Raw genomic sequence first — 25,360 nt, 5'->3', positions numbered from 1 at the left:
GGCGTGGTGACCGGATGCATTCAATCCAGGAGGACGAAATGGACATCAAGCCGTTGCATACCGTCGTACCGTTCGCGTTCGCAATCGCCCTGACCGTCGGGAGCGCCTCGTCGGCCGGACCCGTCTCGCTCGAGAAAACCCTCGAATACGAGCATTTCCTGAAGGTGGACGCGCAGGAATACGCCAGGCACCACGGCGTCGGCGTCGACGAGGCCCTGCGTCGCCTGAACCTGCAGGCGGGCACCGCCGAACTGATCGAGAGCCTGCGCAGCGCCTATCGCGACCGCGTGGCCGGGATCTACGTCGAGTACGCGCCCGCGCCGCGCGTGGTCGTGCGCCTGGCCGGCGCCGCGCCCGTGAGCCCGCGCTTGGTCGCGGTGGGCGCGGACATGGTCGCCGTCGATTTCCAGTCCGGCGCCGCGCATACCCAGCGCGAGCTGCAGGGCATAGTCGACCGCAACATCGGTGCGCTGAAGTCCCGCCTGCCCGGGCTGCAAGGCCTGTACGCCGACGAGAAGACCGGCGACGTCGTGCTGTACGTGACGGGCGAGGCGGCCGACGCCTCGGCGCGCCAGGCTGCCGCCAGCGCGCTGCTCGGCGTGCCCGCGCGCATCAAGACGCTGCCGGCGCCCGTCGTGGAGCAGGCGGTGCGCGGCAGCGGACATCTGACCACCTGCACCGGGGGCTTCGTCGTCAAGCACACGGCGACCGGCAACACCGGCCTGGCCACCGCCGCGCACTGCGGCAACAGCCAGTCCTACACCGGCCTGGACGGGGCGACCTCGACCATGACCTTCCAGAGCGAGTCCTACACCGCCAGCGACGACGCGCAGTGGCATACCACCAGCGCCGCCGACGAGCCGAAGTTCTATGCCAGCGCCACCTCGCTGCGGACCCTGACCGGGCGTCGCACCCAGGCCAGCACGGCGGTGGGCAACAACATCTGCCATTACGGCAAGACCACCGGCTACAGCTGCGGCGACGTGGTCTCCACCAGCTACAGCAACGTCACCTGCGGCGCCACGACCTGCGCGAGCACCTACATCGCCCTGGAGCCGCCGGCCTCCGGCACGGGGCTGGCCTGCGCGGGCGGCGACAGCGGCGGTCCCTGGTTCATCAGCACCGTGGCCACCGGCCTGCACAAGGCGGGCTCGTCGACGGGGACGGGCATCGGCCAGTGCGCGCTGGCGGTCTACACCAGCACCGACCGCATCTCGGCGCTCGGCCTGCAGCTGGTGTACGGTCCCTGAGGACCGCGATGCCCGGTGACGCGAGTCGCCGGGCATCGATTCCACGCCCATCCTCGGGAGTGCCATGCGATGAACGACAAGCAGGCAGGTCTGGCGCTGATGCTGTGCGCGATGTCGGGGTGGCTGGCGGCCTGCCAGGCGCAGCCCGAACCGGCGGCGCCGCCCGCCGATCCCGCGCCGCCGGCGCAGTCCACGCAAGCGAGGCTGAAAACCTGGTTCCCCACGCTGCAGGGCATGTACACCGACGCCAGGACGGGAGAGAAAGTCCTCTACGTGCTGGCCGAGGATGATCTGCGCGGCGCCGACGACGACAGGAAGCGGCAGGCGGAGCGGTTGCTCGGCATGCCGGTTCGTCTGAAGGTATTGCCGGCGCCGATCAAGGAGCAGTAGCAACGCGAGCGCTTCGCCGTGGCCGCGCTGCATGCCGATGCGTGCGGCGCGATGGAGACTGAACGGCGCGGCATCGAAACCGCCGCGCGGCCGCGCGCAGACGGCGTGCGGCCGCGCGAGCGTGCTACCCTCGCGCCGATGATCCGACGCGCTCACGCCTCCGCACCGTTCATCGTCCTGCTTCCGCTCGCGCTGGCCGCGTGCGCGACCCAGGCGATCCCGCCGGCTCCGCCCGCCGCGCCCGCCACCCTCGCTCCCGGCACCCCGCCGCCACCGGCCGAAACGCTGCTGCCGAAAGTGCCGCAGCCGCCGGAACGCCCGGTGGCGCCGCCCTCGGTGACCGATCCGGCGATTCCGCTGCAGCGGCGCATCGACGCCTTCGTCGACTACACCGCGCAGACCTACGGCGTCGATCCGGCCTTCATCCGCACCACGCTGGCGCAGGCGCAATACCAGCAGAAGATCATCGACGCGATCACCCGCCCGGCCGAGGCCGTGAAGCCGTGGCGCGACTACCGGCCGATCTTCATGACCGACGCCCGCATCCAGGGCGGCGTGGCCTTCTACAACGAGAACCGCGCGGCGCTGGACCGCATCAGCGCCGAGACCGGCGTGCCCGCCGAGATGATCGTGGCGATCATCGGCGTGGAGACCCATTACGGTCGCATCACCGGCAACTACCGCGTGATCGACGCGCTGTACACGCTGGCGTTCTGGCATCCCAAGCGCGCGCCGTTCTTCGCCGGCGAGCTGGCGCAGCTGTTCGCGCTGGTCAAGGAAGAGCCGCAGCTGGACATCAACGGCCTGAAGGGCAGCTATGCCGGCGCGATGGGCTTCGGCCAGTTCATGCCCTCGAGCTGGCGCAACTGGGGCAAGGACGGCGACGGCGACGGCCGCCGCGACCTGCTCACCCACAAGCCCGACGTGTTCGCCTCCATCGCCAACTATTTCGTCGCGCACGGCTGGCAGCGCGGCGGCCCGGTGGTGGCGCGCGCCACGCGCGCGGCCGACGGCGTCGATTTCGCGCTCGGCTCGCTCGATCCGATCTATCCGCTGAGCGGCCTGGCCGCGCGCGGCTACCGCCCGCAGGCCGGCGAACCGGTCGGCGACGGCGCCACGCTGCTCTCGCTGGACGGCGAGGCCGGCAAGGAGTACTGGTTCGGCTACCGCAACTTCTTCGTCATCAGCCGCTACAACCGCTCGCCGATGTACTCGCTGGCCGTCTACCAGTTGTCGCAGGCGATCCGCAACGGCGCATCATGAGGCGCTGGCTGCTTCCCTCGACGCTGCTCGTTTCCGTGCCGCTGCTGCTGGCGGCCTGCGCCGGCAACCCCAAGAAATCCGCCTCCGAGTCCGTGGCGCTGCCCGACAGGGGGCACGTCGGCCGCTCGGCGCTGCCGGCCGGGAGCAGGCGCTCGCCGTACGCGCCGGCGCAGGAAGACCCCGGCAAGCGCGGCAACTACACGCGCGGCGGCCTGTACGCCCCGCACATCGCCGACAGCGCGCCGGACCATCTTCCCGACGTCGACGCCATCCCCGAGCCGGAGGTGGTCGACGAGCCGCGTTCGTCGTACGGCAACCGCTCGCCCTACAAGGTGCTGGGCAAGTCGTACCGCGTGCTGGACACCGCCAAGAACTACGAAGAGACCGGCACCGCGTCCTACTACGGCAACAAGTTCCACGGCCGGCGCACCTCGAACCTGGAGGTGTACGACATGTACGCCTTCACCGCGGCGCACCGCACGCTGCCGCTGCCCAGCTTCGCGCGCGTGACCAACCTGGACAACGGCAAGTCGGTGGTGGTGCGGGTCAACGACCGCGGCCCGTTCCACGACGGGCGCCTGATCGACCTCAGCTACGCGGCCGCGGTGAAGCTCGGCATCCATCCGCGCGGCACCGGTCGCGTCGAGGTGGTGGGCCTGAGCCCGGGCGAGAACGCGCGCCACGACTACGACGCGATCGCCGCGCGCGCCGCGCCGGCGCCGTCCGGCGGCGCGGCGAAGCTGCCGCCGGGGGTGCGCATCGCCACCGGCAAGCCCGCCGCCGTGGCGGCTTCGGCGGGCGCGGCGGCGCAGAAATCCTCCAGCGCCATCGATACCCTGGTGCAGGCCCTGCCCATCGCCAGCGCCAATGCCAGCGAACGGCCGCCGCAGGCGGTCGCCTCGAGCGCGGCGAAATCCGCCCCGACGCCGGCCTCGTCCGCGGCCGCCGCCGACAAGCCGGCCGGCGGCAGCGATCTGGACTGGCGCTTCGACATGAACCAGAACGGCCGCGCCATGACCGCCGACGAGTTCGACGCCTGGATGAAGTCGCGTCGCGCCCGCGTGGCCACCGGCAAGGCCGGCACGCCCGATCCCTACGGCTCGGCCGCGCCCGAGGCCCGCGCCCTGGCCGGCGGCAAGGCCGGGAAGGCCAAGCCGGCCAAGGAGACCCGCGTCGCCGCCCGCAAGGCCGACGAGGCCGAGCCGGCCGCGGCGGTGGTCGCCGCCGAAGCGCCGGCCGCCGCGAAGGGCGGGGTGACCCTGCAGGTGGCGGCCTTCGGCGCGCGCACCAATGCCGAGCGCGCCCTGTCGATGCTCAAGGGGGCCGGGGTCTCCGACGCGCGCCTGCTCGACGGCGTGTCCGGCGGCAAGCCGATCTGGCGCCTGCGCATCGGCCCGATCGACGGCACGCGCGTGGCGGAACTGTCGTCCCGCGTCGCCGGTCTGGGATTCGGTCAACCGCAAGTCGTTCGCGAGTAAAATTTCGTGGTTCTGCGGGCTCCCCCGCAGCCGTCCGCGCGCCTCGTGCGGATGTTTCAGTCATCCCAAACCTGGCGTCGCATGCCGGCGCCTGATCGTCCTGGAGTTCCGCTGTCGATGAAAACCGCCGTTGCCGCGCGCGCCGCCCTGTTCGCCGCCCTGTCCGCCTGCGTGCTCACTTCCGCCTTCGGGGTTGCCCTCGCGCAGACGCCGCAGCCGCAGCCGGCGGCCAAGCCCGCCGCCGGCGGTGCGCTCAGCGACAACCTGCCGATCCCGCCGGCGCCGGCGCCCAAGGTGTCCAAGTCGTGGATCCTGCTGGATTTCGCCACCGGCCAGGTGCTGGCGGGCGAGAACGCCGACGTCCGCGTGGAGCCGGCCAGCATCACCAAGGTGATGACCTCCTACGTGCTCGCCGCCGAGCTCAAGGCCGGCAAGATCAAGCGCGAGGACCAGGTGCTGATGAGCGAGAACGCCTGGCGCACCGGCGGCGCCGGCACCGACGGCAGCTACAGCGGCTTCGAGGTCAACAAGAGCGCGCCGCTGGTGGAGATGGAGAAGGGCATGGTGGTGCAGTCGGGCAACGACGCCGCCATCGCGCTGGCCGAGCACACCGCCGGCAGCGAGCAGGCCTTCGCCGCGCTGATGAACGCCTATGCGCAGCGCATCGGCATGAAGAACTCGCATTTCGTCAACGCCACCGGCCTCTCGGCCGAGGGCCACTACTCCACCGCGCACGACCTGGCCCTGCTCGGCCGCGCCCTGGTGCGCGATTTCCCCGAGGCCTACAGCTACAACAGCATCAAGCAGTTCACCGTCGGCCCGATCACCCAGCCCAACCGCAACCTGCTGCTGTGGCGCGATCCGAGCGTGGACGGCATCAAGACCGGCCACACCTCCTCGGCCGGCTACTGCCTGATGGCCTCGGCCAAGCGCGGCGACCAGCGCCTGGTCAGCGTGGTGATGGGCGATACCAGCGAGAACCAGCGCGCGGTGGATTCGCAGGCGCTGCTCAACTGGGGTTTCCGCTTCTACGAAACGCACAAGCTCTACGACGCCGGCAAGGCCATCGCCAAGCAGAAGGTGTGGAAGGGCCAGGCCGAGGAGGTGCAGCTCGGCGTGGCGCAGCCGCTGCTGGTGAGCATGCCGCGCGGCAAGTACGCGCAGCTCAAGCCGACCATGGACGTGCCCAAGACCCTGGTCGCGCCGATCAAGAAGGGCCAGAAGGTCGGCACCGTGAAGGTCGCGCTGGGCGGCAAGGTCGTCGCCACCGCGCCGCTGGTGGCCATCGACGGCATCGAGGAGGCCGGCTTCTTCGGGCGCCTGTGGGATACCTTCTGGATGTGGTGGGATTCGGAATGATCCCCGTCCGGCGCGCGCCGGAGACGAAAAGGCCGGCAATGCCGGCCTTTTTGCTTTCCCGGCCGGCGATTCGCGCCGCAGGCCGCCCCGCGCGCGATCGACGCGGCTGCAACGCCGTGTTGCCCGCCCGGCCGCGCCGCGATCTTGGGATTGCGCCAACCCGGCCGCATAATCGCGGCATGGAGATCAAATCCGACAACCCCGAGCACGGCTTCCAGTTCCCGGGCGAATTCGAGATCACCGCGATGGGCGCCGCCAGCGCCGGCCTGGAGGCGGAAATCCCCAGGCTGCTGACCGCCGCCGGGATCCAGGTGCTGCACGAGACCGTGAGCTGGCGCGAATCCAGCGGCGGCAAGTTCGTCTCGGTCAAGCTCAGCTTCCGGGCCGACGACCGCGCCCAGTACGAGGCGGCGCACGAGGCCCTGCGCAGCCATCCGGAAGTGAAATGGACGCTGTAGCCGGGCCGCTGCCGGCGATCGTCCGCGACCTGGGCCGCCAGCCCTACGAGCCGGTCTGGCGGGCGATGCAGCGCTTCACCGACCTGCGCGGCGCGGACACGCCCGACGAGCTGTGGGTGGTCGAGCACGATCCGGTGTTCACCCTGGGTCAGGCCGGCAAGGACGAGCACGTGCTCATGCCCGGCGACATCCCGGTGCTGCACGTGGACCGCGGCGGCCAGGTGACCTATCACGGGCCGGGCCAGATCGTGGTCTACCCGCTGCTGGACCTCAAGCGCCTGAAGGTGGGCGTGCGCGACTACGTGACCCGCATCGAGCAGGCCATCATCGACACCCTGGCGGGCTGGAACATCCAGGCCGAGCGCCGCGAGGGTGCGCCCGGGGTCTACGTGAACGACGCCAAGGTCGCGGCGCTGGGCATCCGCGTGCGCCGCGGCTGCACCTTCCATGGCCTGGCCTTCAACGTGGCGATGGACCTCTCGCCCTTCCACCGCATCAATCCCTGCGGCTACGCCGGGCTGCAGGTGACCTCGGTGCTAGACTTGGGCGGACCGTCCGGCCTGGAGGCGGTGAAGACGCCGCTGCTGGCCGAGCTGGCCCGCCAGTTCGGCCTGGACCTGCGCAGCGAAGCGCAATTGCCGGACCTCTCGCAGGCGGCCTGACGGCCGCGCGCCCCACCCGGAACCCCCATGAGCGACATCACGCCCCGCGCCATCCCCCTGCAAGTCGTCTCCGCCGAGGCGCAGCCCGCCGCCGGCGCGCTGCAGGCGGGCGCGAAGCAGGTCGCCGGGGACAAGATCGCCCGCTCGCCGGTGCAGTTCGTCGACGCGCCGGTGCTGCGCAAGCCGTCCTGGATCCGCGTGCGCATCCCCAGCAACGGTGCGGTCGCCGCGCTCAAGGCCAAGCTGCGCGAGAACCGCCTGGTCACCGTCTGCGAGGAGGCGAGCTGCCCGAACATCCACGAATGCTTCGGCCACGGCACCGCCACCTTCATGATCCTCGGCGAGGTGTGCACGCGCCGCTGCAGCTTCTGCGACGTGGCCCATGGCCGTCCCAAGCCGCCCGATCCGCTGGAGCCGGTGAATCTGGCCAACACCATCGCCGACATGGGCCTGAAGTACGTGGTGGTGACCAGCGTCGACCGCGACGACCTGCGCGACGGCGGCGCCCAGCATTTCGTCGACTGCATCGCGCAGGTGCGCGCGCGCACGCCGAACACCCGGATCGAGATCCTCACGCCCGACTTCCGCGGCAAGGGCCGCATGGAGCGCGCGCTGGAGATCCTGGCCACCAACCCGCCGGACGTGTTCAACCACAACGTCGAGACCGTGCCGGACCTGTACCGCAACGTGCGCCCGGGCGCCGACTACCAGTGGTCGCTGACCCTGCTGCAGCAGTTCAAGCGCCAGCATCCGAACGTGCCGACCAAGTCCGGGATCATGCTCGGCCTGGGCGAGACCATGGAGCAGGTGCAGGCCACCCTGCGCGACCTGCGCGCCCACGACGTGGACATGGTCACCATCGGCCAGTACCTGCAGCCCAGCGCGCACCACCATCCGGTGCTGCGCTACTGGACGCCGGAGGAATTCAAGGCGCTGGAGGACTACGGCATGTCGCTGGGCTTCACCCACGTCGCCTCCGGTCCGCTGGTGCGCTCCTCCTACCATGCCGACCGCCAGGCGGCCGAGGCCGGCGTCGCCGCCTGAACGGCAGGCCAAGACGCACCCCCGAGCCGGGGTCCGGGACCCACGAATCGTTCACATCCGCCCCGGACCTGCTCGGTAGAGTGGGGCGCATGCAACTTTCGATACTGTTGCGTCGTCCAAGCCGGACCCTATAGTGGTGTCGTCCGCAGTACGGGATTCCGGATTGCGGCTCCCCTTGCCCGGCCCGAGGCCGGGTGCCCGGCGCCTGAGCCGATGCCGATCCGGCATCCGCCGCGGCGCCCTATCCGAGTGAACGCATGAATCTGTCCCGCACGCTGTCCGTTTCCCTGATTGCCCTGGCCCTCTCGGTACCGCTGGTGCTGATGGCGCGCGGGGAAGACAACGCGATTCCGGCCTCGGCCAGCGCCGACCAGGCGACCACCTCCAAGCTGGTCTACGGGCTGCTGTCCGACAGCCGCTACGCCTATCGCCCCGGACCACTGGACGCGAAGCTGTCGGCCGACATCTTCAAGCGCTACCTCGAGGCGCTCGACGGCAGCAAGGTGTTCTTCACCGCCGCCGACATCGCCAAGTTCGACGCCTACAGGAACAACATGGGCGAGTCGGTGAAGACCGGCGAGCTCGATCCGGCCTTCGCGATCTTCGCCGCCTACAAGCAGCGCGTGAGCCAGCGCTTCGCCTACGCGCGCGGGCTGCTCAAGCAGGACATCTTCGACTTCGGCGGCAGCGACCGCTGGTACTACGAGCGCAAGGACGCTCCCTGGGCCAAGGACGAGGCCGAGCTGGACACGCTGTGGAAGCAGTCGGTGCGCAACGACTGGCTGCGCCTGGTGCTGGCCGGCAAGAAGCCCGAGGAGATCCGCAAGACGCTCGACAAGCGCTACGCCAACAACGCCTCCTCGATCGCCCAGCTCGACGGCAACGACGCCTTCTCCAGCTTCCTCAACGCCTACGCCTCCTCGATCGACCCGCACACCGATTATTTCGATCCGCGCGACGCCGACCGCTTCAACCAGAGCATGTCGCTGTCGCTGGAAGGCATCGGCGCGCAGCTGCAGAAGCAGGACGACGTGGTGGTGATCCGCGAGCTGATCGCCGGCGGACCGGCCGCGCTGAGCAAGAAGTTCAAGCCCGGCGACCGCATCGTCGGCGTCGGCCAGGGCACCAGCGGCGCGATGGACGACGTGATCGGCTGGCGCATCGACGACGTGGTCGAGAAGATCAAGGGCAAGAGCGGTACCCAGGTGCGCCTGGACGTGGTGCCGGCCGAGGCCACGCTGGACAGCAAGCCGGTGCGCATCGTGCTCACCCGCGCGCGCATCCGCCTGGAGGAACAGGCGGCCAAGTCGGAGATCATCAGCCTGCCCGCCGGCAACGGCGAGCCCGAGCGCCGCATGGGCGTGATCAAGCTGCCGGCGTTCTACCAGGACTTCGACGGGCGCCGCAAGAACAACGGCGACTACGCCTCGGCCACGCGCGACGTGGCCAAGCTGCTGCAGCAGTTCAAGACGCAGAAGATCGACGGCGTGGTGCTGGACCTGCGCAACAACGGCGGCGGTTCGCTCAACGAGGCGGTCGAGCTCACCGGCCTGTTCATCGATCGCGGCCCGGTGGTGCAGGTGCGCGAGTCCGGCGGCCGCGTCGGCGTCAACGGCGACGACGACGCCGGCGTCGCCTGGGACGGCCCGCTGGCGGTGCTGGTCAACCGCGGTTCGGCCTCGGCCTCGGAGATCTTCGCCGGCGCCATCCAGGACTACGGCCGCGGCCTGGTGATCGGCGAGACCACCTTCGGCAAGGGCACCGTGCAGAACCTGGTCGACCTCGACCGCTGGCCCGGCAGCGAAAAGAAGCGCTACGGCCAGGTGAAGCTGACCATCGCGCAGTTCTTCCTGCCCGGCGGCAGCAGCACGCAGAACAAGGGCGTGGTGCCGGACATCCAGTTCCCGGTGATGGTGGACGCCTCCAAGTTCGGCGAGAGCACCTACGACAACGCCCTGCCGTGGACGCGCATCGCCGGCGTGCCGCACACCCAGTACGGCAACTTCGCCCTGCTGCTGCCGCGCCTGGACAGCCTGCACAAGGCGCGCGTGGCCGCGGACAAGGAGTTCCAGTGGGTCGAGGAGGACGTGGCCGAGTTCCGCGCCGAGGAAGCCAAGAAGTACGTCTCGCTCAACGAGGCCGAACGCCGCGCCGAGCGCGACCGCCAGGACGCCAAGCGCAAGTCGCGCCAGGAGCAGCGCAAGGCCCTGGGCCTGCCGCTCGATCCGCTGGCCGACGATGCCGCCGACGACGGCCTGCAGTACAACGAGCGCGACGTGGCCAAGGACGCCGAGCGCGAGAAGGCCGCCGAGAAGCGTCCCGATCCGCTGCTGCGCGAGTCGGCGGCGATCCTGGGCGATGCGGTCCAATTGCTGCACGACGACCGCACGCTGGCCGGGCAGGTGCTGCCGGAAGCGAAGACGCCGGGCCACTGGGCCGACTGATCCAGCGCGCGGGGCCGACGTGACATCGCCGGCCCCCGCCGCTTCGCCTCCCGACGGGGCCGGCGCGCTGGCCTGCATGGCGCGGATGGCGCTTGCCGCGTTCGCGGCGATCGCAGCGATTCCGCTGGCCTCCCTGCTGCTGGAGCTGGTGCGCCATGCCCGGCAACGGTGGGAGTTCCGCGCGCAGGGCCTCGACGGCGAGCCGCCGGCGCTGGCCGCGGCGTTCATGGAAGGGATCTGGAGCGGCCTCTTTCTCGTGCCGATCGCCATCCCGGTGGTGCTGCTGGTGCTCGTGCCCGGTTATCTGATCCTGCGCAGGCTGCGGCTGGCGCGTCTGTGGTGCTGGCTGGCGGCCGGCGTGCCGCTGGCGCTGGGCCTGTGCCTGCTGGAATCGTTCGACAGCTTCCCCGCCTGGCTGTGGCTGGTGGAGATTGCGATGCTGGCGTTCTGGGTCGTGGCGCGCCGGCTGCCGGCAGCGCCGGGACGGACCGCCTAGGGCCCGCCGCGCCGCCGCCGACGGGCATCGGCGCACGCGCAAGAATCGGATAGCAGCGCCGCGGCGGCGCCGATATCGTGCATCCATGGACAAGATCAGCGAACAACTCGAACGCGCCCGCAAGCTCCTGGACGGCGAGGACCTCTCGCTCGCCGAGCTGGCCGGTGCCGTGGGCCTGAGCGCCTCCCACCTGCAGCGCCGCTTCCGCGACCGGTTCGGCCTGAGCCCGGCCGAGTACAGCGCCCAGCGCAAGCTGGAACTGCTCAAGCAGGCGCTGCGCGAGGGCGACGACATCAGCGGCGCGCTCTACGACGCCGGCTACGGCTCGCCCTCGCGCGTGTACGAGAGCGGCGCCGCCCGCCTGGGCATGACGCCGGCGCGCTACCGCGCCGGCGGGGCCGGCGAATCGATCCGCTGGAGCGTGATCGACACCGCGCTCGGGCGCGCCCTGGTGGCCGCTACCGAACGCGGCATCTGCATGGTCGAGGTCGTCGCCGGCGAAGCGGACGAGGCCGCGCTGGAGGCGAGGCTGCAGGCCGAATTCCCCAACGCGCGCCGCGAGCGCGTGGATGCCGGGCGCGACGAGTTCCTCGCCCCGCGCGTGCGCGCGGTGGCCGACACGCTGGCCGGCAAGCGCGGCTCGGTGCCGGTCGACCTGCTCGGCACCGCCTTCCAGAAGCGCGTCTGGGATGCGCTGATGAAGATCCCGGCCGGGCAGACGCGCAGCTACGCCGAGGTGGCGAACGCGCTGGGCGCGCCGCGCGCCAGCCGCGCGGTGGCCGCCGCCTGCGCCCACAACCGCATCGCGGTGATCGTGCCCTGCCACCGCGTGGTGCGCGGCGACGGTTCGCTGGCCGGCTACCGCTGGGGGCTGCCGCTCAAGGAACGCCTGCTGCAGCGCGAGCGGACCGGCCGCGATGCCGCCGCGTGAGGACTCACCGGCGGCGGCGCGCGGGCGGCGGCCGGGTCGGCAGCTGCAGGCCCAGCTTCACCGCCTCGAACACCAGGCGGGTGTCGTAGCGGCGGATGTTGCCCTCGTCGTAGAACAGGCGCTCGGCGACCTCGCGGCAATGCGCGATGCTGGTGGTCGCCAGGATCACCAGGTAGTCCCAGTCGCCGGCCAGCTCGTAGCACTGCTGCACCTCCGGCGCGGCCCGCATGCGCGCGTAGAAGGCGGTGTGGTGCTTCACCGATTCGCGCTCCAGCGTGACCAGCACCGCGGCCAGGGTGAGGTTGCCGAGCTGGGCGGGATCGAGCACCGCCACCTGGCGCAGCAGGCCGCTCTTGCGATAGCGCACCAGCCTGCGCTGCACCGCGCTGGCCGACAGGCCGACCGCGTCGCCGAGCGCGGACAAGGTGGCGTCGGCGTCGCGCTGCAGCAGGTCGAGCAGGCGGTGGTCGAACTCGTCGAGCGGGGCGGGCGCGCTTGCCATGAAAGTCCCTCAAGCCAGCTATGCAAAATTTTCGCGTTTGGACGCACGAATATTCAAACACTGCGCTTGCCGTCCCGCTAGTCTGAACCCATAGAACTGCCGAACCTCCCGTCGCGCCGCGCGACCGTCGCAGTTCCGACCTGGACCCCCGCATGTCTACCGATTCCGCCTCCGCCATGCCGCGCGGCCTTGCCGTCGCGCTCGCGCTCGCCGCCCTGTACGTGGTCTGGGGATCGACCTACCTCGGCATCCGCTTCGCCCTGGAAGGCGGTTTCCCGCCGTTGCTGATGGCCGGCTCGCGCTTCGTGGTCGCCGGCAGCTTGATGTACGCCGTGCTGCGCCTGCGCGGCGTGCCGGCGCCGACGAAGGCGCAGTGGCGCAACTGCGCCTTCATGGGCGTGCTGCTGCTGGGCGGCGGCAATGGCCTGGTGTGCATCGCCGAGCAGTCGGTGTCCTCGGGCCTGGCCGCGGTCGCGGTCGGGTCGGTGCCGCTGTGGATCGGCCTGTTCTCGACGCTGCGCGGCCAGCATCCGGCGCGCATCGAATGGTTCGGCCTGGGCATCGGCTTCCTCGGCGTGCTCTGGCTCAACGCCGGCGGCAGCCTGACCGCCACGCCGAGCGGGCTGGTGGCGCTGCTGATCGCCTCGGCGGTGTGGGCCTTCGGCTCGGTGTGGAGCCGCGGCCGCGACCTGCCGACGCCGTTCATGGGCGCGGCGGCGCAGATGCTGTGCGGCGGCGGCGTGCTGCTGGTCGCCGGCCTGCTGTTCGGCGAGCGGCTGAGCGCGCTGCCCTCGGCCAAAGCCCTGCTGTCGGTGGGCTACCTGGTGCTGTTCGGCTCGATCGTCGCGTTCTCCGCCTACGTCTGGCTGCTGCAGAACGTGCGCGCGACGCTGGCCGGCAGCTATGCCTACGTCAACCCGGTGATCGCGGTGATCCTCGGCGTGCTGCTGGCGGCCGAGCGCTTCACCGCGCACGACATCGGCGCGATGGCGGTGATCCTGCTCGGCGTGGTCGCGATCACGCTGGGCAAGGCGCGGGCGGCCAAGCCGGCGCCCGCGCCGGCGCGGCGTCCCGGCGAGGAGCGTTCCGACGAGGAACGTCCCGATGAGGGACGTCCCGATGAGGGCATGGCATGAGCCCGGCGGCTTCCCTCGATCGTCGCGGCCTGTGGACCGCGGCCGCCTCGTTCGTGCTGTGGGGCCTGATGCCGCTGTACTGGCATGCGCTCAAGGCGGTGCCCTCGCTGCAGATCGTGCTGCACCGCGTGGTGTGGAGCACGCTGCTGGTGGCGGGCTGGCTGTGCTGGAAGCAGGGCGCGCAGTGGTGGCGCCCCCTGCTGTCCAGGCCGCGCGTGGCCCTGCTGCTGTTGCTGAGCGGATCGCTGATCGCCTTCAACTGGAGCCTGTACATCTGGGCAGTCAACGCCGGACACGTGGTCGAGACCAGCCTGGGCTACTTCATCAACCCCTTGCTCAACGTGGTGCTGGGCGTGCTGCTGCTGCGCGAGCGCCTGACCCCGGCGCAATGGCTGGCGGCGGCGGTCGCCACGATCGGCGTGCTGTGGCTGACCTTCAACTACGGCAGCTTCCCCTGGATCGCGCTGGCGCTGGCGGCGTCCTTCGGCCTGTACGGCCTGGTGCGCAAGGTGGTGGCGGTCGATTCGATCCCCGGACTCGGCGTGGAAAGCCTGTACCTGTTCCTGCCGGCCATCGCGCTGCTGGTGTGGAGCGAGGCGACGGGCAGCGGCCAGTTCTTCGCCGGCGGCTGGGGCACGGGCATGGATGTGCTGCTGGTGCTGGCCGGCGCGCTGACCGCGCTGCCCCTGATCGGCTTCGCCTATGCGGTGCGGCGCATCCCGTATTCGATCGTCGGGCTGATGCAGTACATCGCGCCGACCCTGCAGTTCCTGATCGGCGTGTTCGTGCTGCACGAGGCCTTCGACCGCGACCGCCTGATCGGCTTCGTCTTCATCTGGGTCGGACTGGCGATCTTCGCGGGCGAGGGCTGGTGGCGCTCGCGTCGACGCATCGTGGCCGAGCCGGCATAATCCGCGTGTGCCGCATTCCGGTCCTTTCGACATGAGTTCGACCGTCACCGCATCCCGCTAGGCCGCAACCGCTTACCCGAAGCCGTTGCGGCCGCGTTTCCCCGGGGATTTCCCGTTCTGGGCAGAACGTCGCCGCGCTGATCCACGCGTGGAGAATCCCTATGTCTGTCTCGAAAGCCTGGGCGTATCGCCCGGCGACGGCGCTGTTGTTGATGGCGCCCTTCAATCTGCTCGCCTCGCTCGGCATGGACGTGTACCTGCCGCTGGTGGCGCGCATGCCGAAAATCCTGCACGCCTCGCCGGCCCTGGTGCAGCTCACCCTCAGCCTGTACCTGGTCGTGCTCGGCTGCGGACAGCTGGTCTTCGGACCGCTGTCCGACCGCATCGGCCGGCGCCCCGTGCTGCTCGGCGGTGCCGCCTTGTTCGCGGCCGCCTCCCTCGGCCTGGCCTGCACCGCATCGGCGCTGGTGTTCCTGGGCCTGCGCGTGGCGCAGGGCATCGGCGCGGCGGCGATGCTGCTGGCCACTTTCGCCACCGTGCGCGATGCCTACGGTGGGCGGAGCGAGGGCGCCGTGGTCTATGGCCTGCTGAGCGCGATGCTGGCCTGCGTGCCCGCCGTCGGCCCGGTGCTCGGGGCCTTGCTGGAACGCGGCCTCGGATGGCGCAGCATCTTCTGGCTGCTGGCGATCTCGACGGCGGCCGCGGGTCTGCATGCCGCCCCGCGCTGGCCCGAGACGCGGCCGCGCGACAGCCACAGCCTGTCGTGGGGGCAGGTGGGCGGAATCCTCGGCCATCGCGCCTTCTGGACCTACACGCTCGGCTTCAGCGCCGCGATGGGCGCGTTCTTCGTCTACTTCTCGCTGGCCCCGCGCGTGCTGATGGAGAGGATCGGCATGACGCCGACCGCCTTCAGCCTGTGGTTCGCCACCGCGGCGCTGGTGATGATCGCGACGGGCCGGTGCAACGCCTGGAGTTTCGCGCGCTGGGGCGTGCGCGGCTGCCTGCTGCGGGGCATGGGCCTGTTGCTGGCGGGCGCGATGCTGCTGGCGTTCGCGCAGCATTGGGCGCCGCGCGCGGTCTGGTCGTTCATGGCGCCGGTCTGGGTGATCGCCGCCGGCATCGCGCTGTCGTGCTCGGTCACCGCCCAGGGCGCGCTGGCGCCCTTCGGCAAGGCCGCCGGCACCGCCACCGCGCTCTACTACTGCGTGCAGAGCCTGTTCGTCGGCGTCGGCGGCACGCTGGCGCTGCTGGTCGCGCCCAAGGACACGGCCTGGCCGCTGATCGGCTTTTGCGCATGCGCCGCGACCTCGGTATTGCTGTACGCGCGATATCGGCCTGCCGCCACGTCGACATGAGCCGATGTGCAGATCGCCAGGACGGTCCGCCGCCTAGTCGCGCAGCGGACTTATCCGGCCGGACACGGCCCGCCCGCATCGGCCCAGGTCTTGAACGCCGCCACGAACTGGTCGTGCGGCACCGGCACCGGCTTGCGTTCGCCGCCGGGCTGCCAGCCCCACAGCACCAGCTTGTCCTCGCTGACGTGCTTGATCAGCGCGGCGAAGTCGCGGTCGCCGTTGCGGGACTTGTCCTGGATCATTTCGCACAGCGCCTTGGCCGGCAATCCGATCCAGGCCATCTTGTGGTCGGGCGGCGGCAGCTGCCAGTGCGGCGCGCCGGGCGGGGCGTGCGCACCGTAGCTGGCCGGCGAGTTCTGCGTGCCGTGACAGGTGCTGCAGGGCAGGCCGGCCGCGCCCTTGCCCTCCGGGCCGCGCACCACCTGCATCGCGTGCGGGCTCTGGCTGTCGAACTGCAGCGGCTGGTCGCCGGGGATGTGGCAGTTGCTGCAGCGCGGATGCTGGAACACCTTCTCCACGGTGGCGAAGGCCTCGATCGCCTTGGCCGTCTGCTCGGGGCTGACGCGCGGGGCGCAGGCCACGAGCGCGAGGGCGGCGAGACTCAACAGGACGGAGTGCTTCATCGTCGGTCTCCTCTCAGGCCTTCGGCGCGGTGGCGGGGGCGGGTTGCAGGGGCAGCTCGCGCAAGCGCTGGCCGGTGAGGGCGAACACGGCGTTGGCCACGGCCGGCGCGATCGGCGGCGTGCCGGGCTCGCCGACGCCGCCCATCTTCTCGGTGCTGGGCACGATGTGCACCTCCACCAGCGGCATCTCGTGCATGCGCAGCACGGTGTAGTCGTGGTAGTTGGATTCCTGCACGCGGCCTTCCTTGAGGGTCAGCCGCGAATGCAGCACGGCACCGAGGCCGAAGGCGATGCCCGATTGCATCTGAGCTTCCACCGCGCCCGGGTTCACCGCCAGGCCGCAGTCGATGGCGCAGACCACGCGGTGCACCTTGATCGCGCTGCTTCCATCAGGCGCGTTCTCGATGGAAATCTCGGCGGCCTGCGCCACGTAGCTGCCGAAGGACTCGTGCACCGCGATGCCCTTGCCGCGCCCTTGCGCCAGCGGCTTGCTCCAGCCGAACTTCTCCGCGGCCAGGTTGAGCGCGGCCAGGTGGCGCGGATGGTCCTTGAGCAGCAGGCGGCGGTATTCCAGCGGCTCCTTGCCGGCGGCATGCGCCAGCTCGTCCACCAGGCTTTCCATCACGAAGCCGTTGTAGCTGTGGCCGACCGAGCGCCACCACAGCACCGGGATGCCGGTGTCGGGCGAATGCAGGTCGACGCGGTGCGCCGGCGTGCCCTTCACGTACGGGGAGTCGGCGACGCCTTCCACCGAGGTGGCGTCGATGCCGTCCTTGATGGTGAAGGCCGCGAACGGCGTGCCGGCGGTGATCGACTGGCCGACCAGGGTCTGCAGCCAGGCGACCGGCTTGCCCTCGGCGTCGAGGCCGACCTTGGCGTGCTGCACGTAGGCGGGGCGGTAGTAGCCGCCGCGGATGTCGTCCTCGCGCGACCACACCGTCTTGACCGGCACCTTCGCGGCCTTGGCCACCTCCACCGCCTCGGTGACGAAGTCGGAGGTGGGCGTGGCGCGCCGGCCGAAACCGCCGCCGAGGAACGCAGTGTGGATGAAGATCTGTTCCGGCTTCAGGCCGGTGATCCGGGCGGCGACCTGCTGGTCGACGGTCTGGAACTGCGTGCCGGTCCAGATCTCGCACTTGTCGGCGTCGATCTTCACCGTGCAGTTGAGCGGCTCCATCGGCGCATGCGCGAGGTAGGGCACGGCGTATTCCACCTCCACCGTATGCGCGGCGCCGGACATCGCCGCCACCGCGTCGCCTGCCCGCGCGGCGACCGCGCCGGGCGTGAGCGAGAGCTTGGCGAACTGTTCGCGCAGCGCAGTACTGTCCAGCGTGGCGCCCGGGCCGAGATCCCATTCCACCTGCAGCGCGTCGCGGCCGAGCTTGGCCGCCCAGTAGTGGTCGGCGATCACCGCCACGCCGCTGGGCACCTGCACCACGTCGCGCACGCCGGGCACGGCCTTGGCGGCGGTGGCGTCGAAGGACTTCACCTTGCCGCCGAACACCGGCGCGCGCGCCACCACGGCGGTGCGCAGGCCCTCGAACTGCACGTCCATGCCGAACTGGGCGCGGCCGGTGATCTTCTCCGGCGTGTCCAGGCGCGGCGTCGGCTTGCCGATGATCTTCCAGTCCTTGGCGTCCTTGAGCTTGAGCGACTTCGGATCGGGCGCCTGCAGCTTCGCGGCGTCTTCCACCAGTTCGCCGTAGCGCAGGCGCTGTTCGCCCGAGACGACGACACCGTTCTCGGTGCGCAGCTGTTCCGCCGGCACCTTCAGCCGCGCGGCGGCGGCCTGCACCAGCAGCGCGCGCGCGGCGGCGCCGGCCTGGCGGTAGCGGTCGAACTCGCTCCAGGTCGTGGTGGAGCCGCCGGTCCCCTGGATGTTGCCGAAGGCCAGGTTGTTGTAAGCCGGTGCCGCAGGCGCGTGCTCGACCTTGATCTTCGACCAGTCGGCGTCGAGTTCTTCGGCGATGAGCATCGGCAGGGCGGTCCAGATGCCCTGGCCCATCTCCGAATGCGCGAGCAGCACGGTGACGCTGTCGTCGATGCCCACGCGCAGGAAGGCGTTGGGGGCGAAGGGCGCCGCGCCGGCGCTCGCCGCGGCCGGCGCCTGCGCCATGGCGAAGCGTTTCGCGCCGGGCACCACGAAGGCGATGACCAGGCCGCCGCCGACGAGGGCGCCGGTCCTGAGGAAGCGGCGGCGGGAAGGATCGGGAACTGCGTTCACGGGAACCTCCTGGGATCCCTTCCCCGGGGCGGGGAAGGCGGCCGTCGGGCCGGAAGATTGAGGAGAGGGGAGGCGGCGTTTCGCCGCGTTCCCCTCGCGCAAGCGGAGAGGAGCGGGGATCAGCCTTTGCCGAGGTCGGCGGCGCGATGCACCGCGGCGCGGATGCGCTGGTAGGTGCCGCAGCGGCAGAGGTTGCCCGACAGCGCCTGATCGATATCGGCGTCCGTGGGCTTGGGGATCTGCGTCAGCAGCGCGGCGGCCGACATGATCTGGCCCGACTGGCAGTAGCCGCACTGCACCACGTCGAGTTCCGCCCAGGCCCGCTGCACGGGATGGCTGCCGTCGTTGGACAGCCCCTCGATGGTGGTGATCTTGCGCCCTTCCACCGCGGAGGCGGGCGTCACGCAGGCGCGCAGCGGGGCGCCGTCCACGTGCACGGTGCAGGCGCCGCACTGGGCGATGCCGCAGCCGAATTTGGTGCCGGTCATGCCGAGCAGGTCGCGCAGCACCCAGAGCAGGGGCATGTCGGCCGGTGCGTCGACCTCGCGTTCGGAGCCGTTGACGTGCAGTTTCATGATCATCTCCCTGGCGATGGCTGGGTGAGGACCCGCGTTTATCCGATGCCCTATCGGCATCGGATGCGGGTCCGAACGCCCGGCCAAGCCGAACCGCGCCGTCAGCGCGGTGAGAGCCGGGCCGGGCTGTCCGCAAGTCAGGATGCTACGCCATGGACGGCCTCCTGAAAGCGTGTCTCCTCCGGATGTCCGCGGTTCCGATGCTACGCCATCAACGGCATCGGACAAGTGTTTCCGTCGCGGCAAGACCAAAGTCCCAACACCCTTGCCGCCCGGTCCGAAAATGCGTCGACTCAGGAAAACAGGCGCAGGCTCCTGCCGATGTCCTTGCCCGCGTACGGCGGGAACACGTCCAGCTCCAGGTCCGGATTGCCGATCAGCATCGCCTTGGTATTGCTCAGGGCGTCGAAGCCGGCCTTGCCGTAGTACTTGCCCATGCCGCTGTAGCCCACGCCGCCGAAGGGCAGGCTGTCGATCCAGCAATGCAGGTTGGTCTGGTTCACGCAGCCGCCGCCGAAGGACAGGCTGCCCAGCACATAGTCGATGGCGGCCTGGTCCTTGCTGAAAATGTAGGCGACCAGCGGCTTGGGCTTCTTCTTGATCGCGGCCACCAGCGCGCGCAGGTCGCGGTAGGGCATCACCGGCAGCACCGGGCCGAAGATCTCCTGCTGCAGCGCGGGGTCCTCCCAGTCCGAAGGGTAGAGCAGGGTCGGTTCGACGTAGCGCGCGGGGATGTCGTAGCGGCCGCCCAGGACCACTTTCCCGGGCAGGATGTAGGACGCCACGCGCTCGGCGTCGCGTTCGCTGATCATGCGCGCGAAGTCGGGGCTTCGGCTCGGATCGGCGCCGTACATGCGCACGATCGCGGCCTTGAGCCTGTCGAGGAACGCGTCGGCGATGCGCTCGTGCACGCAGACGTAGCCGGGGGCAATGCACCACTGGCCGGATATCGCGTTGTGGCCCCAGGCGATGCGGTCGGCGGCGATGTCGAGGTTGGCGGTCTCGTCGACGATGGTCGGGTTCTGTCCGCCCAGCTCCAGGATAACCGGCGTCAGATGCTCGGCGGCGGCGCGCATCACCACCTTGCCCACGTTCGAGCTGCCGGTGAAGAAGATGAAGTCGAAGGGCAGCTGCAGCAGCTCGGTGATCTCCTCGCGGCCGCCGGTCACCACCGCCACGTCCTCGGGCGCGAAATACCGCGGCACGTATTCCTGGAACAGCGCGGCGGTCGCCGGCGTGGTGTTGGCCGGCTTCAGGATCACCGGATTGCCCGCGGCCAATGCGGCGATGGCCGGATCGAGCAACAGCAGCACCGGCGCGTTGAAAGGGCCGATCACCAGGGTGACGCCGTAGGGTTCCTTGTAGATCACGCCGCGGTTGCCGGTGGCTTCCAGCCCCTCGGGAATCGGCACCGGCTGCGGCGCCATCAGCGCCTCCAGGTGCTCGCGGTAGTACTTGATCACGCCCAGCGGCACGGTGATCTCGAACAGCTGCTCGAACGGCGGCTTGCCGAAATCCTGGTGCAGCGCGGCGCAGAATGCGTCCTGCCGCTCGCGCAGCATGCGTTCCATGCGGTCGAGCTGGTCCATGCGCCAGGCAAGGGGCTTGGTGGCGTCGCTGTCGAAGCGCGCCCGCTGCGCATCGAGGATCGCCTGGAATCGATTGGCCATCGCGGGAATCTCCGCAAGGGCCGGCGCCGCGCGGGCGCCGGCCGGAACGCGCCTTACTTGGTGGTGTAGCCGCCGTTGATCAGCAGCGTCTGGCCGGTGATCCACCAGCCGTCGGAGACCAGGTGGCGGATGAAGGGCACCACGTCAGCGATGTCGGTCAGGCCGGTCTTGGTGAAGCCCGACAGCGCCGCGGCGGTCTTGTGGTAGGCCACCGCGTCCGCGCCCTCGGCCGGATAGAAGAACGGCGTGTCCATCGGGCCGGGACCGACGGCGGTCACCGAGATGCCGCGCTCGCCGAACTCCTTGGCCGCGGCGCGGGTGTAATGCTCCACCGGCGCCTTGGTGCCGGCGTAGGCGGCGTAGAAGGGCGTGAACGCGCCCAGCAGCGAGGTCACCAGGGTGACGATCTTGCCGTTGTCGTTGACGTGCTTGCCGGCTTCCTTGAGGAAGAAGAACGCCGCCTTCGAATTGACCGCGGTCATCTCGTCGTATTCGGCCTCGCTGATCTCCACGAACGGCTTCTTCAGCACCTTGCCGACGGTGTTGATGGCGATGTCCGGGCGGCCGACGGCGGCCACGGCGTCGGCGAAGAGCTTCTCCACCGCGCCCGCGGTGGTCAGGTCGGCCTGGAAGGCGGCGGCCTGGGCGCCGGCGGCCTGGATCGCGGCGACGGTGGCCTCCGCCTCGGCCTTGCTGGCCGCGCTGTTGTAGTGGATCGCCACCGCCCTGGCGCCCTGCTGCGCGAGGTCGCGGGCGATCAGGCCGCCCAGGTTCTTGGCGCCGCCGGCGATGAGGGCGGTCTTGCCCTTGATGGAATGGTCTGCCATGAGGATTTCCTTGGTGGTGTGGCGGAAGTGGGGGAGCGCGGCGGATCGGCGCCCGCCGCGGCGCGTTGTGCGACGTTGGGCACAAAACGGGCCGATGGCTATGATGGTCCCGGCCCACCGCACCGGCTTCCAAAATCTCCGTGGAGCTTGCAGATTTCCCGAGCGGATTCGCCGCGCCCGCCGCGGCCGCGAATCCCCGCACCGAGACCCTGGCCGCCTGGCCGGGGGTGGAGCTGTCGCTGCTGTCCGAACGGATCCTGGCCCCCGCCGACTGGGCGATCCATGGCCGCGCGCATACCCTGATCGTGCATTTCGAGGGACGGATGCAAGGCCTGGTGACGGAGATCGAGGGCCAGGGCGCCCGCCGCGCGGAGCCCAGCGGCGGCGACGTGCTGCTGATCCCGGCCGGGCGCCGCTACGCCAGCCAGGCGCGCGGCGGCCGGTTCCAATGCGCCGAGCTGCGCATCGCGCCGGAGCATTTCGAGGCGCTGACCGATCGCGCCGGAGGCTTTCGCGATCTCCCGGCGCGGCTGATGCATCGCGACGAGTTCCTGCATCTGGCGGTGCGGCGCCTGGCCGAGCAGGCGCGGCGCGACGACGACCTGTCGCGGATGATGGGCGCCGCGCTGAGCCAGGTGATCGGCCTGCACCTGCTCGAGCGCTATGGCGAGGACGGCGCGAAGGCCGGCGCAGCCGCGGACCCGGCGCGGCTGTCGATGCAGGCCCGCTACTGGCTGGAGGACTACATCGAGGCGAATCTGTCCCGGCGGATCACGCTCGACGCCTTGGCCGAACTCGCCGGGATGAGCGTGCACCGCCTGCTGGTCGCCTTCCGCGCCGCCTTCGGCACCACGCCGGCGCAGTACGTGATCCGGCGCCGCCTGGCGCGCGCCAAGGCGCTGCTCGCCGAGACCCGGCAGGACATCACCACGATCGCGGTCGCCACCGGATTCGCCAGCCACAGCCATTTCACCACCGCCTTCAAGGCCCACGAGGGCGTGACCCCGAACGCGTTCCGCCGCGCGCGGCGCTGATGCGCGCCACCCGGGGATAGGCACCGTGCCGGCGGCGGCGCTATCGTTCCGCGATCCCTCCGTCTGCGGGAAGCGCGCGGCCGTCCATGTCTGAGCATCGAAGTGTGTTGGAGGCCGCGCTGCGCGCGCTGCGCGAGGACGATGCGGCGACGCTGGCCGTCGTGGTGGACACCGAAGGCTCCACCTACGCCCGCGCCGGCGCGCTGGCGCTGTTCGGCGCCGGGTCCGGTCAGGCGGGATGGCTGAGCGGCGGCTGCCTGGAACCGGCGATCGAACGGCTGGCCGCCGAATCCGCCGCCGACGGACGGCTGCGCTGGATGGAAATCGACACCCGCGAGGACGAGGACTTGCTGTCCGGCTCGGCGCTTGGCTGTCGCGGACGGCTGCGCCTGGCGCTGCTGCCGCTGCGCGGCCTGCCGGATGCGCAGGCGCCGCTGGCGGCATGGCAGCGCGGGCGCGCGCCGCTGGCGCTGAGCCTCGGCGGCGACGGCGCGGTGGCGTTCTCCGCCGGCGGCGAGAGACGCGATTGGCGCCTGCCGACGGAAGTGGCGGAATGGGCGACGGCGGGCGGCGCATGGACGCTGCGCATCGAGGCCCCGCCCGAGATCCTGGTGCTCGGCGCCGGTCCGGAAACGCCGCTGCTGCTGCCGCTGCTGCGCCAGACCGGCTGGCGCACGACGCTGGCCGAGCGCCGCGAACGCTGGCGCGCGCAGGCGCGCTTCGCCGACCGCCATCTCGACGCCGGCCCGGCCGCCGCGCTGGGCATGGAGGCGGCCTTCGATGCCGTGCTGGTGATGCACCACAACTTCGAGCTCGACCGCGAAGCGCTCGACGCGTTGGCCGGCAGCGCCATTGCCTTCGTCGGACTGCTCGGTCCGGCGCGCCGCCGCGAGGACCTGTTCCGCGTGCTGCCGGCCGCGTGCCGCGAGGCGCTCTCGACGCGCCTGCGCTCGCCGGTCGGATTGCGCCTGGGCGGGCAGGGTCCACAGGCCATCGCGCTGAGCATCGCCGCGCAGCTGCAGGCCTGGCGTCACGGGGACGGCGGCGGATGACCGAACGCGCCGCCGACCATGCCGCGGTCGTGCTCGCCGCCGGCGGCAGCCGCCGCCTCGGCCGCCCGAAGCAGCTACTGCGCAGCGACGGCGAAACCCTGGTGCATCGCGCGGTGCGCCTGGCCGCCGCCACCGCGCCGCGCCGCCTGCTGCTGGTGGCCGGCGCGCACGCGGACGCGATCGCCGAGGCGGTCGTCGACCTGCCCGTGCAGGTGCACGTCAATGCCGATTGGCAGCGCGGCCTGGCCGGCAGCCTGCACCGCGCGCGCCAGGCGCTCGAAGAGGCTGGCGACGACGGGATCGCGCGCGTGCTGTGGCTGGGCTGCGACCAGCCGGCATTGCGCGCGGATCACCTGCAATGGCTGCTGGACGCGGCGGCGCGGGCGCCTTCGGGGTGCGCGGCCACCGACCACGACGGATATCCCGGCACCCCGGCGGTGGTGCCGACGGCCTTGCTGGCGCGCATGCCGGCCGACGGCGATCGCGGCCTGCGCGGGGTGCTGGCCGAATGGCCGTGGGAGCGCATGGGCCGCCTGCGCGATGCGGCGCTGGGCTTCGACCTGGATACGCCGCAGCAATGGGCCGAGGCGGTCAGCCGGCGCTGGATCGACCCGCCGGCTTGAGCGGCGCGCGCGCCAGCAATCCCGCGCCGGCCGGCGCGGGACAGTCGGCGCCATCCGCGCGCCGCGCCTGCAGCGCATCCAGCCAGCCTTCCACCGTCGGCGCCAGGCGGTCCAGCCGCATCGGCAGGGTGAGGTGGTCCTCGCCGTCGATTTCCAGGTAGCGCGCGCGCGGCGCGGCGGCGGCCAGCGCGCGGCCATGGCTCACCGGGATGTGCCGGTCGTTGCGGCCGTGCAGCAGCAGCACGCAGGCCTTGGCCTCGCGCGCGGCGCCGGCCACGTCCACCGCATCCAGGTCGAGCCCGAGCTGCCTGTCGGCGTCGGCGATCACCGCGTCCAGGTCCTGGCCGCCGTAGCGCAGCCGCGCCAGCTGCGTCTTCATCTGCGCGCCCCAGCCCTGCGGCTGGCCGTGCAGCAGATGCGGCACCATGTCGCGGATGCCGCGCCCGGCATTGGCGAAGGATTCCATCGCCACCACGCCGGAGACCTCGTCGCCGAGCGCCTGCGCGGCGAACAGCGCGGTGGCCGCGCCGTAGGACACGCCGAACAGGTACAGCGGCCCCTGCACCTCGCCGCGCGCGCGCAGCGCCGCGATCACCGCCGCCACGTCGTCGGCCTCGCGCGTGCCGTAGCCGGACGGCCCGCCGCCCGAGCGGCCGTGGTTGCGCAGGTCGATGCTGATCGCGCGATAGCCGTCCTGCGCCAGTTGCAGCGACCAGGGCAGCAGCGAGTCGCCGTCCATCATCCAGCCGTGCAGCAGGATCACGGTGCCGCGCGGCGCCGGCGCCGGGCCCTGCGGCGGGGTGAAGTCGAGCGAGAAGTCCGCGCCGTGCGCGTTCGAGGCGGCGCGATAGCCGAAGCGCAGGCGGTAGTCGCCCGGATCGATCGCGCGCCAGAACAATGGAATGCCCTCGGCGGTGACCACATGGCCGCTGCGGCTGCGCAGGGTGGCGATCATGGCCTCCAGGCGTTCCTGCGGCACGAGCGGCGAAGTGCCGCCCGGCGCGACCAGGCGTTCGCTCAGCGACGTGGAAGCATTGGACCAGGCGTGGGCGG

At 71.1% G+C, this 25,360-nt stretch carries 23 protein-coding genes and 1 pseudogene; 17 read left to right on the top strand and 7 right to left on the bottom strand.

The window, feature by feature from the left end; genetic code table 11:
* Window positions 1-38 precede the first annotated feature (38 nt).
* From MD221_RS14240 to MD221_RS14190, 11 genes are all read left to right on the top strand, one after another.
* A complete protein-coding gene (locus MD221_RS14240) occupies window positions 39-1,250 on the top strand; it encodes a S1 family peptidase (RefSeq protein WP_242112517.1) in 1,212 nt (403 codons plus the stop codon).
* Between the two features lie 69 nt (window positions 1,251-1,319).
* Window positions 1,320-1,640 carry a hypothetical protein gene (locus MD221_RS14235; RefSeq protein WP_242112515.1) on the top strand — a complete coding sequence of 107 codons (321 nt, stop codon included), beginning with the start codon at window positions 1,320-1,322 and terminating at the stop codon, window positions 1,638-1,640.
* Window positions 1,641-1,778: 138 nt separating this feature from the next.
* Window positions 1,779-2,903, top strand: a complete 1,125-nt coding sequence (gene mltB, locus MD221_RS14230; protein ID WP_242112514.1) for a lytic murein transglycosylase B — start codon at window positions 1,779-1,781, stop codon at window positions 2,901-2,903.
* Window positions 2,900-4,381 (top strand): septal ring lytic transglycosylase RlpA family protein, encoded by a 1,482-nt coding sequence (locus MD221_RS14225; protein WP_242112513.1) that lies wholly within the window; start codon window positions 2,900-2,902, stop codon window positions 4,379-4,381. Before mltB ends, MD221_RS14225 begins: the two co-directional genes overlap by 4 nt.
* A 117-nt stretch (window positions 4,382-4,498) precedes the next feature.
* Window positions 4,499-5,740 (top strand): D-alanyl-D-alanine carboxypeptidase family protein, encoded by a 1,242-nt coding sequence (locus MD221_RS14220; protein WP_242112512.1) that lies wholly within the window; start codon window positions 4,499-4,501, stop codon window positions 5,738-5,740.
* 179 nt (window positions 5,741-5,919) lie between these two features.
* Window positions 5,920-6,198: a DUF493 family protein gene (locus tag MD221_RS14215; protein WP_242112511.1), complete on the top strand. Its 279-nt coding sequence runs from the start codon at window positions 5,920-5,922 to the stop codon at window positions 6,196-6,198.
* The gene (gene lipB, locus MD221_RS14210; RefSeq protein WP_242112510.1) at window positions 6,186-6,860 is read left to right on the top strand and encodes a lipoyl(octanoyl) transferase LipB; all 675 of its coding nucleotides are present in this window, start codon (window positions 6,186-6,188) and stop codon (window positions 6,858-6,860) included. The genes MD221_RS14215 and lipB overlap by 13 nt, the downstream gene beginning before the upstream one ends.
* A gap of 27 nt (window positions 6,861-6,887) precedes the next feature.
* Window positions 6,888-7,904 (top strand): lipoyl synthase, encoded by a 1,017-nt coding sequence (gene lipA / locus MD221_RS14205; RefSeq protein ID WP_242112509.1) that lies wholly within the window; start codon window positions 6,888-6,890, stop codon window positions 7,902-7,904.
* A gap of 257 nt (window positions 7,905-8,161) precedes the next feature.
* Window positions 8,162-10,348 (top strand): carboxy terminal-processing peptidase, encoded by a 2,187-nt coding sequence (locus tag MD221_RS14200; RefSeq protein WP_242112507.1) that lies wholly within the window; start codon window positions 8,162-8,164, stop codon window positions 10,346-10,348.
* Between the two features lie 19 nt (window positions 10,349-10,367).
* The gene (locus tag MD221_RS14195) at window positions 10,368-10,844 is read left to right on the top strand and encodes a hypothetical protein (RefSeq protein WP_242112506.1); all 477 of its coding nucleotides are present in this window, start codon (window positions 10,368-10,370) and stop codon (window positions 10,842-10,844) included.
* An 85-nt stretch (window positions 10,845-10,929) separates the two neighbouring features.
* Window positions 10,930-11,775 carry a bifunctional transcriptional activator/DNA repair enzyme AdaA gene (locus MD221_RS14190; RefSeq protein WP_242112504.1) on the top strand — a complete coding sequence of 282 codons (846 nt, stop codon included), beginning with the start codon at window positions 10,930-10,932 and terminating at the stop codon, window positions 11,773-11,775.
* A gap of 4 nt (window positions 11,776-11,779) precedes the next feature.
* Here MD221_RS14190 and MD221_RS14185 read toward each other — a convergent pair whose 3' ends face one another.
* The gene (locus MD221_RS14185) at window positions 11,780-12,277 is read right to left on the bottom strand and encodes an Lrp/AsnC family transcriptional regulator (RefSeq protein ID WP_242112503.1); all 498 of its coding nucleotides are present in this window, start codon (window positions 12,275-12,277) and stop codon (window positions 11,780-11,782) included.
* Between the two features lie 152 nt (window positions 12,278-12,429).
* Here MD221_RS14185 and yedA point away from each other — a divergent pair.
* The 3 genes and pseudogenes from yedA to cml all read left to right on the top strand — a co-directional run.
* Window positions 12,430-13,314, top strand: a pseudogene (gene yedA / locus MD221_RS14180) (drug/metabolite exporter YedA); the annotation flags it as partial.
* A 95-nt stretch (window positions 13,315-13,409) separates the two neighbouring features.
* Complete coding sequence (gene rarD / locus MD221_RS14175; RefSeq protein WP_242112501.1) at window positions 13,410-14,324, top strand: EamA family transporter RarD; 915 nt, start codon at window positions 13,410-13,412, stop codon at window positions 14,322-14,324.
* 161 nt (window positions 14,325-14,485) lie between these two features.
* Window positions 14,486-15,679, top strand: a complete 1,194-nt coding sequence (cml, locus tag MD221_RS14170) for a CmlA/FloR family chloramphenicol efflux MFS transporter (RefSeq protein WP_242112500.1) — start codon at window positions 14,486-14,488, stop codon at window positions 15,677-15,679.
* A gap of 50 nt (window positions 15,680-15,729) precedes the next feature.
* On the opposite strand, the gene MD221_RS14165 is transcribed toward cml, so the two are convergent.
* The 5 genes from MD221_RS14165 to MD221_RS14145 form a co-directional block, all read right to left on the bottom strand.
* A complete protein-coding gene (locus tag MD221_RS14165; protein ID WP_242112499.1) occupies window positions 15,730-16,302 on the bottom strand; it encodes a hypothetical protein in 573 nt (190 codons plus the stop codon).
* Window positions 16,303-16,315: 13 nt separating this feature from the next.
* Entirely contained in the window at window positions 16,316-18,526 is a 2,211-nt protein-coding gene (locus tag MD221_RS14160; protein WP_242112498.1) for a xanthine dehydrogenase family protein molybdopterin-binding subunit, read from the bottom strand.
* 119 nt (window positions 18,527-18,645) lie between these two features.
* Window positions 18,646-19,101, bottom strand: coding sequence for a (2Fe-2S)-binding protein (locus MD221_RS14155; RefSeq protein WP_277928914.1), 456 nt, complete (start codon window positions 19,099-19,101; stop codon window positions 18,646-18,648).
* A 293-nt stretch (window positions 19,102-19,394) separates the two neighbouring features.
* Window positions 19,395-20,771 carry an aldehyde dehydrogenase family protein gene (locus MD221_RS14150; RefSeq protein ID WP_242112497.1) on the bottom strand — a complete coding sequence of 459 codons (1,377 nt, stop codon included), beginning with the start codon at window positions 20,769-20,771 and terminating at the stop codon, window positions 19,395-19,397.
* Window positions 20,772-20,824: 53 nt separating this feature from the next.
* Entirely contained in the window at window positions 20,825-21,598 is a 774-nt protein-coding gene (locus tag MD221_RS14145) for an SDR family oxidoreductase (protein ID WP_242112496.1), read from the bottom strand.
* Between the two features lie 140 nt (window positions 21,599-21,738).
* On the opposite strand from MD221_RS14145, the gene MD221_RS14140 reads away from it, so the two are divergent.
* From MD221_RS14140 to MD221_RS14130, 3 genes are all read left to right on the top strand, one after another.
* On the top strand, window positions 21,739-22,632 hold the full coding sequence (locus MD221_RS14140; protein ID WP_242112495.1) for an AraC family transcriptional regulator: 894 nt from the start codon (window positions 21,739-21,741) through the stop codon (window positions 22,630-22,632).
* A gap of 104 nt (window positions 22,633-22,736) precedes the next feature.
* Window positions 22,737-23,684, top strand: coding sequence for an XdhC family protein (locus MD221_RS14135; RefSeq protein ID WP_242112494.1), 948 nt, complete (start codon window positions 22,737-22,739; stop codon window positions 23,682-23,684).
* The gene (locus tag MD221_RS14130) at window positions 23,681-24,307 is read left to right on the top strand and encodes a nucleotidyltransferase family protein (protein WP_242112493.1); all 627 of its coding nucleotides are present in this window, start codon (window positions 23,681-23,683) and stop codon (window positions 24,305-24,307) included. The genes MD221_RS14135 and MD221_RS14130 overlap by 4 nt, the downstream gene beginning before the upstream one ends.
* Here the strand turns inward: MD221_RS14130 and MD221_RS14125 are convergent.
* Window positions 24,276-25,360, bottom strand: a 1,085-nt coding sequence (locus tag MD221_RS14125) for an alpha/beta hydrolase family protein (protein WP_242112492.1), incomplete at its 5' end; no start/stop codon positions are given. The two genes, MD221_RS14130 and MD221_RS14125, sit on opposite strands and share 32 nt — an antisense overlap.

The sequence above is a fragment of the Luteimonas aquatica genome (genome assembly GCF_022662575.1).
GTDB lineage: Bacteria > Pseudomonadota > Gammaproteobacteria > Xanthomonadales > Xanthomonadaceae > Luteimonas > Luteimonas aquatica.
This window is presented reverse-complemented; position numbering and strand designations above follow the sequence as displayed.

Bases quoted from the DNA above. Each gene is read 5' to 3' on its own strand.
- MD221_RS14240 (WP_242112517.1), top strand. From the start codon at position 39: ATGGACATCAAGCCGTTGCATACCGTCGTACCGTTCGCGTTCGCAATC.
- MD221_RS14235 (WP_242112515.1), top strand. From the start codon at position 1,320: ATGAACGACAAGCAGGCAGGTCTGGCGCTGATGCTGTGCGCGATGTCG.
- mltB (WP_242112514.1), top strand. From the start codon at position 1,779: ATGATCCGACGCGCTCACGCCTCCGCACCGTTCATCGTCCTGCTTCCG.
- MD221_RS14225 (WP_242112513.1), top strand. From the start codon at position 2,900: ATGAGGCGCTGGCTGCTTCCCTCGACGCTGCTCGTTTCCGTGCCGCTG.
- MD221_RS14220 (WP_242112512.1), top strand. From the start codon at position 4,499: ATGAAAACCGCCGTTGCCGCGCGCGCCGCCCTGTTCGCCGCCCTGTCC.
- MD221_RS14215 (WP_242112511.1), top strand. From the start codon at position 5,920: ATGGAGATCAAATCCGACAACCCCGAGCACGGCTTCCAGTTCCCGGGC.
- lipB (WP_242112510.1), top strand. From the start codon at position 6,186: ATGGACGCTGTAGCCGGGCCGCTGCCGGCGATCGTCCGCGACCTGGGC.
- lipA (WP_242112509.1), top strand. From the start codon at position 6,888: ATGAGCGACATCACGCCCCGCGCCATCCCCCTGCAAGTCGTCTCCGCC.
- MD221_RS14200 (WP_242112507.1), top strand. From the start codon at position 8,162: ATGAATCTGTCCCGCACGCTGTCCGTTTCCCTGATTGCCCTGGCCCTC.
- MD221_RS14190 (WP_242112504.1), top strand. From the start codon at position 10,930: ATGGACAAGATCAGCGAACAACTCGAACGCGCCCGCAAGCTCCTGGAC.
- MD221_RS14185 (WP_242112503.1), bottom strand. From the start codon at position 12,277: ATGGCAAGCGCGCCCGCCCCGCTCGACGAGTTCGACCACCGCCTGCTC.
- rarD (WP_242112501.1), top strand. From the start codon at position 13,410: ATGAGCCCGGCGGCTTCCCTCGATCGTCGCGGCCTGTGGACCGCGGCC.
- cml (WP_242112500.1), top strand. From the start codon at position 14,486: ATGTCTGTCTCGAAAGCCTGGGCGTATCGCCCGGCGACGGCGCTGTTG.
- MD221_RS14165 (WP_242112499.1), bottom strand. From the start codon at position 16,302: ATGAAGCACTCCGTCCTGTTGAGTCTCGCCGCCCTCGCGCTCGTGGCC.
- MD221_RS14155 (WP_277928914.1), bottom strand. From the start codon at position 19,101: ATGAAACTGCACGTCAACGGCTCCGAACGCGAGGTCGACGCACCGGCC.
- MD221_RS14150 (WP_242112497.1), bottom strand. From the start codon at position 20,771: ATGGCCAATCGATTCCAGGCGATCCTCGATGCGCAGCGGGCGCGCTTC.
- MD221_RS14145 (WP_242112496.1), bottom strand. From the start codon at position 21,598: ATGGCAGACCATTCCATCAAGGGCAAGACCGCCCTCATCGCCGGCGGC.
- MD221_RS14130 (WP_242112493.1), top strand. From the start codon at position 23,681: ATGACCGAACGCGCCGCCGACCATGCCGCGGTCGTGCTCGCCGCCGGC.